A 15315-nucleotide genomic window follows, 5' to 3' on the forward strand; every position below is an offset into this window, starting at 1 on the left:
AGACACACTCAGCGGGGGTGGAACTGCTACGGCAGGTCCGCCCCCGCGTCGCGTTCGGCGCCCACCTGCTCGCAAAATTCAATGAACGCACGTAACCGCAAACTGGGGCGTTGGGATGCTGTGTAGGCGACGCACACGTCGCTTTGCCCCACTGGTCCGTCGATTTCTAGTACCGCCAAGGGCAATCCGTCGTAGCTCAGATTGACCGGTGGGCGTTGGACCAATACCGAATATCCAAGTCCACGGGCAACCATACCGCGCACAGCCTCAAAGCTACTGGACCGCCAAGCAATTTTCGGGTCAAGTCCAGACATACGCAAGTTGACTAACTGGTTATCGCGCACCGTGGGGATATCCAGAGACACAAAATCTTCATCGACTAGATCTGCAAGTTTCACGCTACCTGCCGCTGCCAACCGGTGATTGGCAGGAAGCAAAACATAGGGTCTTCCTGTCATGACCGAGGTATGGCTGACAGTTGGAAGCAGATGCCGAGTGTGCGTGAGCACCGCATCCAGATAGCCTTCAAGCATGCGCTCTTGCAGTAAAGTACCGTCGCCCTCAATGATTTTAACTTCGAGACCGGGATTTGGCTTGGTGAATTGCTCGCAGATGATCGGCAGCCAGAATGCCGAAAGGCTCGTATAACAACCGATCACCAACGGTCCCGAGAGCGTGCTTTGGCGATCTCCGATATGTTCTTGAACTTCTTCGGCATGTCGAATCAAATCTTTGGCGTCACGCAAAAAATGGGTTCCCACTGCTGTGAGGACAACGCCACGGGCGCGGTGACGAACCAGCAATTGTGAGCCGACGATTCGTTCCAGCTCGGTGATCGACTGGGACATAGCAGCCTGAGAAATATGGCATGCTACTGCGGCACCGGAGATTGATCCGGAATCCGCGACGGCTATGAAGTACTGCAATTGTCTAAGCGTGTAGTTAACCACGACTGTCAGCGTAGCCGATGTACGTTCAATGCTTACCGCCCTGTACCAACGTGACTACGCTCGAGCGCATCTATAAAGATGCCGTCGGTGTTCTTGGGCCCACCCACGATTCTGGCTTCTGCAGCATGCTCGTGTAACATCCACATCCAGAATTCCAATGCTGCTATTCACTCCGCGAATTGCTCCGGGGTAGGAAGGGACAACATAGCTACTGGCACTCATCCACGAGGCACGCGCGACCAAATATCAGGTTAGTTAATATTTTAGGTGAAGGTGGCGCAGCACATTCACAAGCAAATGGTGGCCCCCCTACAAGAAGCGGAGCCCACCATTTACCGTGTTTGGTCCTGGGCTAAGTGCCAGCAACTACTTCTTGGCTTTTGCTGCCTTACGAGCATTGACGATTTCAAGGACATGTTCCTCGGCATCAATGCCGGCCTTGATGCCGCCGGGAACCTTGAAGAAGAACAAGGCACCCAAACCCCACCAGATAAAGAAGATCAGCCAGGGTTCCCAGGACAGCGAGGCAGGCATGCCCGGCATGTACAGGGAAAACAGGGCAAGGGTCAGCACCACGGCGCCGATGCCGATGATGATGCCGCCGTTGCCGGTTCCGCCCACGCGCAGCGGGCGGTCCATGCTCGGTTCGCGCTTACGCAGCACTAGGAACGTCACGGCCACCAGGAAGTAGGCGATGATGATGCTCGGGGCTCCACCATCAACCAGCCAGCCGAGCATCTCGACGCCGAAGAACGGTGCCAGCATGGAGATGCCGCCGATGAACAAGATGGCGTTGTGCGGGGTGCGGAACTTCGGGTGCAGCGCGCCAAACCAGGCCGGTAGCATGCCGGAGCGAGCCAGCGAGAAAACCAAGCGGGAGGCGCCGAGCAGCAGCGAGTTCCACGAAGTCAGGATGCCCGCGATGCCGCCGGCGATCAGGATGTTGGCCATAATGTCCGAGCCGAACAGTGCGCCCATGGCGTCCGCCGTGGCGATGTCGGTCCCGGCTAGTTCCGTTGCCGGCATGGAGGAAGCGGTGGTCAGGACGACCATGATGTACCAAGCGGTGGCAAGCACCACGGCAAGGACCACAAGCTTGCCGATCTGACGCGGTGGGATGTTGACCTCTTCTGCCGACTGCGGGATCACGTCGAAACCGATGAAGAGGAACGGAACAACCATCAACACGGCAAAGTAACCGCTGACGCCGTTGTTGAACATCGGGAACATGTTCTCGGTGCTACCACCGGTCACCGAGCCAAAGAGCAGTAGCGCGCCGATGATCAGCAGGAAGAGCACCGTGAAGGTCTGCACGATACCGGCCTGTTTCACGCCCAAGATATTGATGACCGTGATGATGGCCCCTGCCACCGCACCGACAAGTGCCCAGGTGAGGTGTACCTCGAACCCGGCGATAGTCCACAGCGGGATCTGGCTCAAACCGGGGACGATGTATTCAATGGTGCGTGGCAGGGCCACGGCCTCGAAGGCCACGATTGTCACGTAGCCGCCGGTGATGGCCCAAGAGCCAATGAATGAGGGGCGTGGGCCCAGCGCGCGCAGGATGAAGTTGTGTTCCCCTCCGGCCTTGGGCATTGAAGCCGTCAATTCGGCGTAGGTCAGGCCGACGATAGCCATGATGGCACCGCCGGTGAGCATCGCGAGGATGGCGCCCATGGTTCCGGCACTGGAAAGCCAGCCGCCGGTGAGTACCACCCAGCCGAATCCGATCATGGCGCCGAAGCCGAGTGCGAGTGCATCGCGGTTGCCCAGCGTCTTGGCCAGCGTGTTCGCCGGTGCAGCTTGTGACTTTGAATCTGTGGTCATGGTGGGGGTATCACTCCTTTGTGCAGTCAACCGTGCACTATCCCCGAACTACGTGACCCGCATCTATGTGCATGATGCTCAGAAATGCCGGTCCCGCTGGGCGCTTGCCCAATGCGAGCGAGTCCTATGGTGTGCATCATTCCGCTTGGCGCGCCGGTGGCGCCGCTCACCCGATAAAGCGATCAAATCCTCGCCCTGTGATCTGGCTTACGTGGTTCAAATTGTTATCTACGCTACGCGCGGCTGCGCGTGGAGGTATGCCTCAAAAGTGGACTCTGACTTGTTGTTTTGTGAAGTGCTCGGAATTTTTGGTGGTGCTTATGTTGCGTGAATGTGTCTCGGCTCGGAAGGCGGGGGCGCACTGGCTGACCCGCGTGATTTTTATACCCCGCGGGGTATATGAAAGACTTGCGTCAAGTAGCCAGAGAGCGCCAGGCGGTGCTCTCATAAGAGAAGAGTAAAAGGAATTAGTGCATGTGCCGTGCAGTTAGCTGTCGTAAGTGTCAGAAGACCACCTGGGCGGGATGCGGTCAACACATCAAACAAGTCATGGCCCACGTGCCTCGCGCCGAACGCTGTACGTGCGATCCAAATGCCCCTAAGCAATCCTCCGGCAGCTGGTTTGCACGTCTTTTCGGACGCTAGAAACTAAGGTTTATGGTGCAACGCGAGGCCGCACCGATTGAAAATTCTTGCGGCTCGTGCGTTGCCCATGACAAGTGTCATGGGCAATTCATGAGTTTTTGCTCTTCTGTCCCTGCCTAAGACGCTGAAGACTAGAGGCATGAGTGAAAGAACCGAGCAAAACACGCATTCGTTACGGGACGAAAAGCAGAGCCAAGGGTGCCCCAGCGCCCTTGAACTGCGTGGCGTGCGCAAGACCTTCCGCACGGCTGACGGCCCGTTCGATGCTGTAGCAGGAATCGATTTAAGCGTCGGCGCAGGGGAAATCGTTGCGTTTCTGGGCCCAAACGGGGCAGGCAAAACCACAAGCATCGATATGATGCTCGGACTGACCCAGCCAACTGCTGGGCTCATCTCGGTACTAGGCAAGAGTCCGCGCGAAGCCGTTGAAGCCGGAGAAATCTCGGCTGTGCTACAAACCGGAGGACTGCTGCGTGATCTGACAGTACGTGAAACGGTCACCGCCATTGCCGCACTGCACGGAGTCAAAGACCGCATTGACGAGGTCATGGAACGAACCAACATCGTGGCGTTGGCACGCCGCAAGGTTTCTAAATGCTCGGGTGGTGAGCAACAACGCCTGAAGTTTGCCCTTGCATTGCTGCCGGATCCAAAATTACTGATTCTTGATGAGCCAACCGCGGGTATGGATGTTGCGGCACGCCATGCATTCTGGGACACCATGCGTGAAGATGCGTTGGCCGGTCGAACAGTATTGTTCGCAACCCATTACCTTGAAGAGGCGCAAGACTTCGCCGAACGCACTGTATTGATTGGCGCCGGCAGGGTTCTTGCCGATGGCCCGACTACAACATTGCGGGAAATGACAGGCGGACGCGTGGTGAGTGCGTTGCTCCCGCCGCAGCTCCCGATACAACCCGCACTTGAAGCGCTAGGTACCCTTCCAGAAGTCATCGACATACACACCAAGGGAAACCGGGTATCGGTCACCGGGCCAGCCTCGGATGCTGCGGCACTCATGTTGTTGCGAGAACTTGGAGCCACCGACCTGGAAATCAGCGCACCTACCCTTGAAACCGCCTTTATGGCATTGACGGAGACAAAATAATGAATGCCACCTATGTTCGCATCGAATTGTTCCGCCAGTCCCGCGACGTGATGAACCTGATGTTTGCGGTACTGATGCCGGTAGCCATGTATGTGCTTTTTGGAAACATGTTTGGTCAGGGCAGCGAGACCTTCGGCAACGGAAACGTGAAATTTTATATCATGGTCTCCATGGCCGCCTATGGTTCGGCGGTTGCCACAACAGCCATTGCCGGAACCGCGGCGACCGAGGCAATGCTCGGGTGGGGGCGGCAAATAGCGCTGACCCCCATGAAACCGGCAGGATTCGTGGCCTGCAAAATAGTGGTGGCAATGGTCGTTTCCAGTGCTAGCGCCCTGGCAGTGTTCCTCACTGGCGCCGCAACCGGCGCCAGAGCAGATGAACCATGGCTCTGGGTGGCAAGCTACGCCATTACCGTAGTGGGATCCGGTGTATTTGCCCTCTATGGCATGGCCGCAGGGCTAGCTTTCAAATCGGAAACAGCAATCGGCATTGCCAGCAGCGGCATGGTGTTCTTCGCATTCTTTGGCAATGTTTTCATGCCGCTCAGCGGAGTCCTGCTGGACATCGCTAAATTCACCCCGATGTATGGCTTCGTGGGGCTCGCCAGATACCCACTCACCGAGGGATATCTGGCCAATGACACGGGTGCCAGCGACTCATGGGGGCTACTTATGGCTAACCTTGTTGCATGGATACTGATCTTCGCGGGACTCGCGCTGTGGGCGGTTCGTCGTTCGCAGGCGCGGAAATGAAGGCAGCACCTCCAAGCCCCGACTCCTTTTGGGTAAGGTACGGGTGGCTACTGGCCGCGGTCTGGATTATTTTCTTGATCTATCCGATCAACGCAATAGTCGCCTCGGATATGGACTTAACGCGAAGCCTCGTCGCTTACGGAGCTATAGGTAGCTTCGCAGCGATTTATCTTGTAGGTTTCTACAAATTCAGCGGACAGATGGGCAGAACACCAAGCGCGCAGGTATACCTGTACTTTGCGCTATTAGTCGGAGTTGCGCTGGGAACTATCCCGCTGATCGGGGTCAATGTTTATAGCTTTGGACCATTCATTATTTCTTTCTCTGCCTACCTCATGTCCGTGCGTTGGATGTGGTGGACCAGCGGTGTGACCCTGGGATCGGCTATCGCCGTGGCATTGGTGGGAAACCTGTTTGATGAACTGATTTTCTTGATTTGTCTGTTGGTGGTGCTCATTATTGCCAACGCGGTAAACGCAACCTTGATAAGACGCAGCATTGCCGCTGACGCATTACATCAAGACTTCACGATCCTCAGCGAGCAGGACCGCATGGCCAGAGACGTCCATGATGTCTTGGGACATTCGCTGACCGCGGTAAGCCTGAAGGCTGAACTTGCCGAACGTCTACTTGATACCGATATTGAAAAGGCCCGCGAGGAATTACAACAGATTCGCGCACTGACCGTTGAAGCCCTCGATTCAATTCGCGCTACAGTTGGCGGACTACGGCGTACCACGTTGGAGGAAGAATTACGATTAACTCGTGAAGCATTGCGCGATGCCGGGCTCGCGACCATGGTGGTGGGAAACGCCGAAAAAATTGATGTGGTCCGTTCCCACGCCTTGTCGTGGATATTGCGCGAATCTGTGACCAATGTGTTGCGCCATGCCCATGCCGCTTCCTGTTGGATCACTATTACTGATGAGGCACTGAGCATCGAAGACGATGGCGATTCCTTATCCGGCAGCAGCGAGGGACACGGCATTCGCGGCATGCGGGAACGGGCAAGACTTGCCGGGGCCGAACTGAGCATCGGAGAATCCTCCCACGGTGGCACTAAAGTTGCTGTGCGATGGAACTAAAAGAAGACCCAATTCGTGTTTTGTTGGCAGATGACCAAGCACTGGTGCGCGGGGCACTTGCCGCATTGCTAAATCTTGAACCCGATATCTGCGTGGTGGCGCAGGCCGGTGACGGAAGTGAAGTTGCTGCGCTGGCCGCCGAACACCGCGTTCAGGTGGCATTGCTCGATATCCAAATGCCGATCATGGATGGGCTGGAAGCAGCAGCCATCCTGCGTCAGCGGATGCCAGAGTGCAAGGTACTGATGGTGACAACCTTTGACCGGCCCGGTTATCTGCGCGCCGCCTTCGATGCCGGAGCCAGCGGATTTCTGGTGAAGGACACACCCTCGGCTGCGCTCGCCGATGCGGTGCGCCAAGTTCACGCAGGCGGCCGTGTAGTTGACCCGTCATTGGCCGCGCAATCCTTGATGGGCGGTTCCAACCCACTCACCGAACGCGAACGAGAAGTTCTGTCGCAAGCCCAGAGTGGTGCTCCGGTGGCGCAGATTGCCGCAGCGATGCACCTAAGTGTTGGAACCGTGCGCAACCACCTTTCAAATGCCATAGGAAAAACCGGCGCCGCAAACCGCATCGAAGCCGCGCATGCAGCCCACGAACAGGGCTGGATCTAGTAGTACTCGGTCTTGGGGCTGCACATAACGACGCGGGGCTATCGGTAGACTCGTACACATGTCGGTTTCGGAACTTTCGGTCAGCACACAGAACTATTTGAAGGTCATTTGGGGCCTCTCCGAATGGTCTGACGAGCCGGTTACCGCCACGGATATTGCCCAAAAATCTGGGCTGAAGGTTTCCTCAGTTTCCGATGCGGTGCGCAGGCTTACCGCGCAGGGATTGGTGAGCCACGCCCGGTACGGGGCCGTGGAACTGACAACTCTGGGGCGTAAATACGCGCTGGATATGGTGCGGCGACATCGTCTACTAGAAACCTTCCTCGTTCGGACGCTTGGCTATGACTGGGACCAGGTCCATGACGAGGCGGAGAATCTTGAACATGCCATGAGCGATTTCATGGTCGAACGCCTCGATGAATTTCTTGGTCACCCGACGCGAGACCCGCACGGAGACCCGATCCCGGCCGCCGATGGGGCGCTGAGTGTGCCCGATGCGGTGCTGCTGAGCACCGTTGAGCCCGGCGAGCGAGTCACGGTGGAACGGATATCCGATGAGGATCCCGCGCTACTGCAATACCTCAGTTCCCAAGGCGTGGTGCCCGGGGTTAGACTGCTTATCGCCGAGCTCATTCCCTTCTCCGACGCCGTGCAGGTCGACGTCGAAGACGGAAATCGTGCGGTGACCCTGGGTCGCCAAGTAGTCGAAGCGCTCTATGTCTCGCGCGTTTAAACTGCTTTCGCGGATCGGCGGCGCACCGAGGCGCTGATTTTGCGCCCCACTAGCCCCTGCGCGGGTGCAAAGAGGTACACAAGCGCGAACGCGGCTCCCTGGACCAGCACGATCATGCCACCGGAGGCGGTGTCCAGATAGTAGCTGGCGTACAGCCCGATGATCGCGCACACCACCGAGATGGCCGGGGCGATCAACAGCATCCGCCCGAAGCGGTCGGTGAGTAGGTGCGCGGTGGCTCCGGGGATGATCAGCATCGCGACCACCAGGATCACGCCCACCGCCTGCAACGCCACCACCGAGGTCAGCGCCAACAAGCCCAGCAGGGCTGCGCCCAGCAACCGTGGGTTCAACCCGATGGCGTGCGCATGTGTGGCATCAAAGGCAAAAAGCGTGAAATCCCGGCGCCAAAGCAATAGCGCGGCAAGAGCCAGCGCGCCCAAGATGAGGATCTGCAGGACCTCTTCCTTCGAGACGCCCAACAGGTTCCCGAAGATGATATGGCCCAGATCGGTTTCCGAGGGGGTCACCGAGATCAACACCAGGCCCAGCGCGAAGAGCGTGGAGAAGACTATGCCGATGGCCGCGTCCTCCTTGATTCGGCTGGTATCGCGCACCGCACCGATCAGGCCCACGGCTAGGAACCCGAAGAGCAACGCACCGATGGCGAAGGGTACCGAGAACATGTAGGCCAGTACGACGCCCGGGAGCACCGCGTGGGAGACCGCATCTCCCATCAGTGACCAGCCGATCAGCACCAGCCAGCAGGAGAGCACCGCGCACACGGTCGCGGCGGTGACCGCGGTGGCCAGCGCGTTGAGCATGAAGCCGTAGCTCAGTGGTTCAAGGAGCAAGTCGATTGGGTTCATGAATTCTCGTCCCTTCCCAGGACATCGAGGCCAAAGGCCAGAGCAAGATTTTCGGGACGCAGCACGGTCTGTGGGTCCCCGTGCATGAGCACCTTTTGCATCAAGAGCACCGCCTCGTCGGCCAGCGCCGGCAAGGCGTGCAGATCGTGGGTGGAAACCAAAATTGCTGCCCCGGCGCTTGCTTGCTCGCGCAGCAACCGGGTGATGGTGGCCTCGGATCTCTTGTCCACCCCGGCAAACGGCTCATCAAGCAGCAGCACCGTGGCCTCCTGGGCGATGCCGCGGGCCACGAAGGCACGTTTCTTCTGCCCGCCGGAGAGCTGGCCGATTTGTCGGTGCGCATAGTCGGTCAGCTCCACGCGCTCCAGAGCCTCTGCGACGGCGAGCTTGTCGGCCTTCGCGGGCCGCCGGGTGAAGCCCATGTGCCCGTAGCGGCCCATCATCACCACGTCGTGCACCGAGACGGGGAATGACCAGTCCACGTCCTCAGATTGCGGAACATAGCCGATGGCCGCGGATTTGCGGGCCTTGGCCGGTGTGTCGCCGTTGATGCGCACGGTGCCGGACTCGGGCTTGAGCAGGCCCATGATGGCCTTGAAGAGCGTGGACTTGCCCGATCCGTTCATGCCCACCAGCCCGCAGATGCGCGAGGGGTGCAGGGTCAGGCTGGCCTCGTCAAGGGCCAGCACCTCGCCGTAGCGCACCGTCAGTCCGTTGGCCTCGATGGCCGGGACGCTCACTTGACGCTCCCGGTCAGCGCCTCGAGGATCACGTCGGTGTCGTGCGTGATCATTTCCAGATAGGTGGGCACCGGGCCATCGGCCTCGGACAGCGAATCGACATACAGGGTGCCGCCGAATACGGCGTCGGTGGCCTGGACGACCTGCTGCATTGGGGCATCGGAGACCGTGGATTCGCAGAAGACCGCCGGCACCCGGTGTTCCTTGACGAACTCGATGACCGAGACGATTTGTCGCGGGGTGGCCTGCTGTTCTGCGTTTACCGCCCAGATGTATTTTTCCTTCAGCCCGGCGTCGCGGGCCAGGTAGGAGAAGGCGCCTTCGCAGGACACCAGCGCGCGTTCGTGCTCCTTCAGCTCGGAGAGCCCATCGACGATTTTTTTCTGTAGGGCTTGTAATTGCGCGGTGTAGGCGCTGGCGTTGGCCGTGTAGTGCTCGTGGTTTTCCGGGTCGAGTTCGATGAAGGCGTCGCAGATGTTGGCCACGTAGTGCTGCACGTTCACCGGGCTCATCCAGGCGTGCGGGTTGGGTTTGCCGGCGTTGGCGTCCTCGGTGATGTCCATGACCTCGATCCCGTCGCTGAGCACCGCATGGGGCACGTCGAGTTCGGCGACGAACTTGCCGAACCAGGCCTCGAGGTTCAGTCCGTTGTCCAGGATCAGTTGGGCTTTGGAAGCCTTGGCGATGTCTTGCGGCGTGGGTTCGTAGCCGTGGATCTCGGCCCCGACCTTGGTAATCGATTGGACCTCAAGCTTGTCGCCGGCGACGTTTTGGGCGATGTCTGCCAACACCGTGAAGGTGGTCAGCACGACCGGACGGTCGTTGGCGTCCGGAGCGGAAATGGCGCCGGGGGAGTCGCAGCCAGTCATCACCGTGGTGAGCGCAATGGCCGCAAACGTTGTCACTAGGCGCGTGCGCCAACGGGCGGTGGAAGATTGAAAGAAGGGACGATTCGTCATTGAGGTCCTAGAGAGGGGAGTGCTGGAGATGTCAGGGAACGGGTTGGATAAACACCGAATAATTCATGTTACGCCATTCCGTACATAAATGTACGCCATGACGTAACTTGTCGGTTTGGGGTGATGCGGGGATTGTTCTTGTGCAGATAAAGAGGTGGCACCTCGATTGGAAAACTGCTTGATGGAATCCATTGCCGCCCAGAGTGCACGGGCATAGACTCGCTGTTGCATCAGAGACCGTTTCGAGGGAATTGGATTACCGCTATGCCCAAGCCAACCATTACTGCCGGATCACCCTGTTGGATCGATTTGATGACTTCTGACCCACAGCGCTCCATGGGTTTCTATTCCGCGCTCTTTGGCTGGACCTTCGAAATTGGGGACCAAGAAAAATACGGCGGCTACACCATGGCATTCAAGGATGGGCAAGCCGTTGCGGGCCTCATGGAGAACGATGGCGTCTCGGGCTACCCGGATGTCTGGAGCACGTATCTGCGTGTGGAAGATATTGCTGCAAGTGTTCAGGCGGCGGCGGTCAACGGCGGCACGGTTCATCTGCAACCCATGGATGTTCCCAAGCAGGGCAAGATGGCAATGATTGGGGATGTCGGAGGTGCCTCAATTGGCCTGTGGGAATTCGGCGGCCACACCGGCTACCAACTTGCGGCCGAGCCGGGGGCTCCTGCCTGGCATGAGCTATTTACCCGCAATTTCCCGGCCACAGTAAAGTTCTATGAAGACGTGTTTGGATGGGATATCAGCGTGGTGGGAGACAGCGACGAATTCCGCTACTCCACTTTGGGGTCGAATGAGGAAGCTACGGCAGGAATCATGGATGCCACCTCGTTCCTTCCCGCAGAGGTTCCCGCCAACTGGCACGTCTACTTCGCCGTGGAAAATGCGGATGCCACCATCCAAGAGACCTTGGCCCGTGGTGGAACCGTGATACAGCCCGCTGAGGACACACCATTTGGCCGCAATGCGGCGCTCACCGACGCAACAGGTGCGCAGTTCTGGATCACCCAGGAGATGAACTTGGGGTAATCACTAGATTGACCGACACATCGACCGCATTCCAGATTTGAGGGATGGGCCGATGTTGTTTAAGTCCGAAGTTCACATCTCCAATGAGGATTCGCTCGAAGCCCGCTCGCTTCCGGTCCGTTGCGAAAGTTTTTGTTTGTGAGTTCCGGTGGAGCATGTGACGGAAGCCGTCAGCAGCGGATGTGGCCGGGGCCCAGCTGCGCAGCGTGATTGAGTTCATCCGCATGGAGCTGGTTGCGGAGAATGCGGAACTGACACCCCGCGTGACTCCTACGGAGCATACTGGCGCCTGAATGACGCTGCCTCGATCATCTCGAGCAACGACTCTGAGATTCGTGCTGCGGCGCGGGCCCTCGGCACAATGGGGAGCGGTAGGGCCAGGGAGCCGGTGCCGGGCGGAGCCTAAGCACCCGAGCACTTTACCGCCCCCCAGAGACTGCTATTGAGAGGTTTCAGGAGGGCTGTTCGCCTTTATCTGGATGATGTGACCAACGTCCAGGTATTCAGCTAATTGATTCATTCCGTCGCGCACGGAAACACACAATTAGTCGATGCAACAATATTGACTTGCCGGAAGGCCAAATTGGCTGGACCACAGATGTCGTTAGCAATAGTGGCGGACAAATAGCATCAATGATTTCTTCCAATGCAGGTTTTCCAACCTCGCCGCAAACAAAGAAGGATTCCTGGCGTACAAGCGTCGTATGTAGCCGCAAAACTCCAGTTGGCATTGGCATATTGACCAAATCACCGCGGGTCTAGGCATCGCCCACGCTACGCGAAACGATCTTTTGGGCTTCTTCCTAAGTGCGCTCGGCAATGTTTTCCAGTAACTGGTCAGCCGCCTCCGCGATAGTTCCACGAAAAGAATCTATGCCGATGCGTTCAAGCGAATCATGATGGCAAGGAACGTGTCAAAAGGTTTTGCCGCGAGGAACCCGGCGGCGACTTCGCGGGATGTGATGGGTGCGGAATCAGCAGATTTAACGCATCACTCAGGATCGGGAGGAGCCTTGGCAACCGCAGTGCTGCCGACGCGTATCAGCAGGGTTTAAAGTGGGGTTTGGCATGCATTTGCTGACCTCAGTTGTGAAGCCGAGTGACAAGCTCAGCGGGTATTGCAGTGTGTGATGGTTTGCGTTGTTCGGTGTTAGCCGCACCTTCGGATCGGCCCCCTGTGAGTAATGGAAGATGGTGGTCGAATGATTCTGAGGAGGGAGCGTGCGCTTGAGTGATCTGAAAGTGGTGGTGTGATTGACCGTTCGGTTTAACCGAACGGTGTGACGGCAACTTGGCCGTTGAACGCTTCTGACCCGTGGCCTCTAATTGAGGTGAGAGCAAATCATGTGTCTCGAATCACATCATCCGAATTGGGATCAAAAGGAGAACGCAATGGCCATCACCACATCCCCAAAACACAGCGTCGGGGTTTCCAGCACGCCAAGTAGCAGGCGCAATTGGGGCATCGTCGTGATGCTATTGATTTTCTTCATGCTGAACTTCGCAGACAAAGCAGCTATCGGACTTGCGAGCAAGCCGATCCGCGAAAGTATGGATCTGAGCGCGAGCCAATATGGTTTGCTGTCCAGCGCTTTCTTCTGGCTATTCGCTGTCGGTGCCGTCACGCTCACCGCAGCATTTAGAAAGATTTCCTATAACTGGGCCGCCGGCATCCTGATGATCACGTGGATCTTAACGATGCTGCCCTTGACCACTCAGACCACGTTCGGTGTTCTGCTTGCAAGTCGCATAGCCTTGGGCTTTTTTGAAGGACCGGCCCACGCGCTCTGCCAGTCGATTGTTCATGAACTCTTCCCCCCAGAGAAGCGCGCCGCAGCAGGCGCCGTAGTCAATGCGGGTTCATCGTTAGGACCACTGCTTGCAGCGCCGATCCTCACCTGGATCATTCTCAAATGGGATTGGCACGCATCCTTCATCTTCTTGGTCGCGGTAAGTGTCATCTGGACCATTGTGTGGTTCTTCTACGCTGACAAACTACCTTTCCGCAAACGTGTAGCCTCCAAGGGTGTAAAAGCCGAGAAGGTTGCCAAGGTCGATCCGAACGGCGATATTTCAGTCCCCTTCTATCGTTTGCTTTTGATTCCGAGCTTCTGGGGACTGGCACTCTTGTCATTCGCCGGATACCTGATCACCTCGCTGAAAGTCTCATGGCTGCCAGCCTTCATGAATGAAGGCCTCGGGTATTCAATGGAGAGCGTCGGCATGTTGGTCACCATTCCCTACATCGTTGCAGTCATTGTCTTGATAAGCGCTGGTTTGCTTTCGGGTAAATTGCTCAAGCTCGGTTACTCGTCACGTATTGCACGTTCTTTCCTCACCGCAGCGTGCCTCCTCTTTGCCGGTATCTCGATGATCACCTTTACGCAGCTCCAGCCAGGCCCACTGCAACTGATCTTGGTTGTCGCAGCTTTCTCCATCAACTCGGTAGCCTTTTCCATTGGATTTGCCGGGGCCTCTGACTTCCTTCCGGCACACCAACGCGCATCATTCTTTGGCTGCATCGTCGCCGCCTACTCAGTTGCCGGAATGGTAGCCCCATACGTGCTAGGACTCATCGTAGAAAACGCACCAAACCCGGTGCAAGGCTACTCAAACGGGTTCTTAATCGTCGGCATAACCATTTGTGTCTTTGGAGTCGCGGGCGGAATGATGCTCAATCCGGCCCGAGCACGAGTCAGGTTACTGGAACTTACCGCAATGTATGAAGCACGAAAGCAGGTCTCACAATGAATCAGCAACCGGGCCCTTTGAACGGCATTAAGGTTCTGGATTTTGGTCAGTACATCGCGGGACCTGGAGCCGGCCAGACGCTCTCCGATCTGGGTGCAACCGTGATCAAGATCGAAAATGTTCGGGGAGATCAAGCCCGCAGCATCGGAGTTTTTGGTGAAGCCATGATACGCGCCTATAACCGAGACAAAGCTAGTCTTTCCCTAGACCTGCGGAAGCCCGAGGCACGCATCGTTGTCCACCAATTATTGGCCGATACAGATGTGCTGATTCACAATTTTCGGCCGGGGGCCGCGGAAAGACTTGGCCTGGGCGCCGAAGCAGTGCGCGATCAGTACCCGACACTGATCTATGGATCGATTACAGGTTTTGGGACAAGCGGCCCATCCTCGACTCGACCCGGACTCGATATAGCGGCCCAGGCCGAATTCGGGATTATGGAATCAACCGGCGAAGAAAATGGAGATCCCCAGCGAGTCGGCTTCGCAGTGGTTGACGTGGCGGCAGCAAACGCACTCGCCACAGGGATCCTCACGGCACTTTTTGCCCGATTCACCACCGGGCAGGGTGCTCACGTAGAAACCTCGCTTATGGAATCCGCAATTTCCATGCAGGCAGCAACGTGGGGCGAATACACGATCACCGGGGAACCCGGACGCCGTAAAGGCAATGGACAGGGCTATGCGGCACCAGCCGCAGATTTGGTTCGGGTCAAGGACGGAATGATCGTGCTCTCGGCCTATACCGCTGAGAAGTGGGCCGCACTTTGCACCACCATCGGTCACCCAGAATTTATTGATGACCCGCGGTTCGTAGATAACCCGGCGCGCGTCGCGCACCGTCCGAAACTACTTGAACTGCTGGGCACGGTTCTTTCAACGAGCACCCGAGCGGAAGTTGTTGAACTGCTCCTGAGCAATGGCATCGTGTGTGGCTCGGTACGGGCTTTCGATGAGCTGGACGATGACGCGGATCTGGCGGCCTCAGGGGTAATGGTAAAAGTGGATTCCGAAGGAGAAACGTATAGCTCTCCGGGTGTTCCCTTCACCCTCGACGGATGGCGCAGGACGACTTCCGCCGAGGCACCCGAACTCGGAGCGCAGAACTCCCAAATCCTTGCAGGTCTTGGCTACACGGTCCAGCAAATCGAAGAACTTCACACCAAAGGCGTAGTTTGCACGCCCCCAGTTGCAACCATCGGATCGTTGCAGCGGGCAAATAAGTAAGGAACGACC

Annotated in this window: 13 protein-coding genes; 8 read left to right on the top strand and 5 right to left on the bottom strand. The window is 57.5% G+C overall.

Features of this window, described 5'->3' with window-relative positions:
* Positions 1-26 precede the first annotated feature (26 nt).
* Both CQ018_RS06385 and CQ018_RS06390 read right to left on the bottom strand, forming a co-directional pair.
* Complete coding sequence (locus tag CQ018_RS06385) at positions 27-950, bottom strand: LysR family transcriptional regulator (RefSeq protein ID WP_105549143.1); 924 nt, start codon at positions 948-950, stop codon at positions 27-29.
* 366 nt (positions 951-1316) lie between these two features.
* A complete protein-coding gene (locus tag CQ018_RS06390; protein ID WP_105549144.1) occupies positions 1317-2777 on the bottom strand; it encodes an APC family permease in 1461 nt (486 codons plus the stop codon).
* Between the two features lie 784 nt (positions 2778-3561).
* On the opposite strand from CQ018_RS06390, the gene CQ018_RS06395 reads away from it, so the two are divergent.
* From CQ018_RS06395 to CQ018_RS06415, 5 genes are read left to right on the top strand one after another with little or no spacing between them, the layout of a single operon-like run.
* Positions 3562-4530, top strand: a complete 969-nt coding sequence (locus CQ018_RS06395; RefSeq protein ID WP_105549145.1) for an ABC transporter ATP-binding protein — start codon at positions 3562-3564, stop codon at positions 4528-4530.
* Complete coding sequence (locus CQ018_RS06400; RefSeq protein ID WP_105549343.1) at positions 4530-5285, top strand: ABC transporter permease; 756 nt, start codon at positions 4530-4532, stop codon at positions 5283-5285. Before CQ018_RS06395 ends, CQ018_RS06400 begins: the two co-directional genes overlap by 1 nt.
* On the top strand, positions 5222-6370 hold the full coding sequence (locus CQ018_RS06405; protein WP_105549146.1) for a sensor histidine kinase: 1149 nt from the start codon (positions 5222-5224) through the stop codon (positions 6368-6370). Before CQ018_RS06400 ends, CQ018_RS06405 begins: the two co-directional genes overlap by 64 nt.
* A complete protein-coding gene (locus tag CQ018_RS06410; protein WP_105549147.1) occupies positions 6361-6984 on the top strand; it encodes a response regulator transcription factor in 624 nt (207 codons plus the stop codon). The genes CQ018_RS06405 and CQ018_RS06410 overlap by 10 nt, the downstream gene beginning before the upstream one ends.
* 58 nt (positions 6985-7042) lie before the next feature.
* Entirely contained in the window at positions 7043-7717 is a 675-nt protein-coding gene (locus CQ018_RS06415; RefSeq protein WP_105549148.1) for a metal-dependent transcriptional regulator, read from the top strand.
* On the opposite strand, the gene CQ018_RS06420 is transcribed toward CQ018_RS06415, so the two are convergent.
* The 3 genes from CQ018_RS06420 to CQ018_RS06430 are packed head-to-tail and all read right to left on the bottom strand — an operon-like array spanning position 7714 to position 10285.
* Positions 7714-8586, bottom strand: a complete 873-nt coding sequence (locus CQ018_RS06420) for a metal ABC transporter permease (RefSeq protein WP_105549149.1) — start codon at positions 8584-8586, stop codon at positions 7714-7716. The two genes, CQ018_RS06415 and CQ018_RS06420, sit on opposite strands and share 4 nt — an antisense overlap.
* Positions 8583-9326, bottom strand: coding sequence for a metal ABC transporter ATP-binding protein (locus CQ018_RS06425; protein WP_105549150.1), 744 nt, complete (start codon positions 9324-9326; stop codon positions 8583-8585). Before CQ018_RS06425 ends, CQ018_RS06420 begins: the two co-directional genes overlap by 4 nt.
* On the bottom strand, positions 9323-10285 hold the full coding sequence (locus tag CQ018_RS06430; RefSeq protein ID WP_105549151.1) for a metal ABC transporter substrate-binding protein: 963 nt from the start codon (positions 10283-10285) through the stop codon (positions 9323-9325). Before CQ018_RS06430 ends, CQ018_RS06425 begins: the two co-directional genes overlap by 4 nt.
* A 264-nt stretch (positions 10286-10549) precedes the next feature.
* On the opposite strand from CQ018_RS06430, the gene CQ018_RS06435 reads away from it, so the two are divergent.
* From CQ018_RS06435 to CQ018_RS06445, 3 genes are all read left to right on the top strand, one after another.
* Complete coding sequence (locus CQ018_RS06435; RefSeq protein WP_105549152.1) at positions 10550-11329, top strand: VOC family protein; 780 nt, start codon at positions 10550-10552, stop codon at positions 11327-11329.
* A 1392-nt stretch (positions 11330-12721) separates the two neighbouring features.
* Complete coding sequence (locus CQ018_RS06440; RefSeq protein WP_105549153.1) at positions 12722-14080, top strand: MFS transporter; 1359 nt, start codon at positions 12722-12724, stop codon at positions 14078-14080.
* On the top strand, positions 14077-15306 hold the full coding sequence (locus CQ018_RS06445; RefSeq protein WP_105549154.1) for a CaiB/BaiF CoA-transferase family protein: 1230 nt from the start codon (positions 14077-14079) through the stop codon (positions 15304-15306). Before CQ018_RS06440 ends, CQ018_RS06445 begins: the two co-directional genes overlap by 4 nt.
* Positions 15307-15315 lie beyond the last annotated feature (9 nt).

The organism is Arthrobacter sp. MYb227 (genome assembly GCF_002975435.1).
Taxonomy (GTDB): Bacteria; Actinomycetota; Actinomycetes; order Actinomycetales; family Micrococcaceae; genus Paeniglutamicibacter.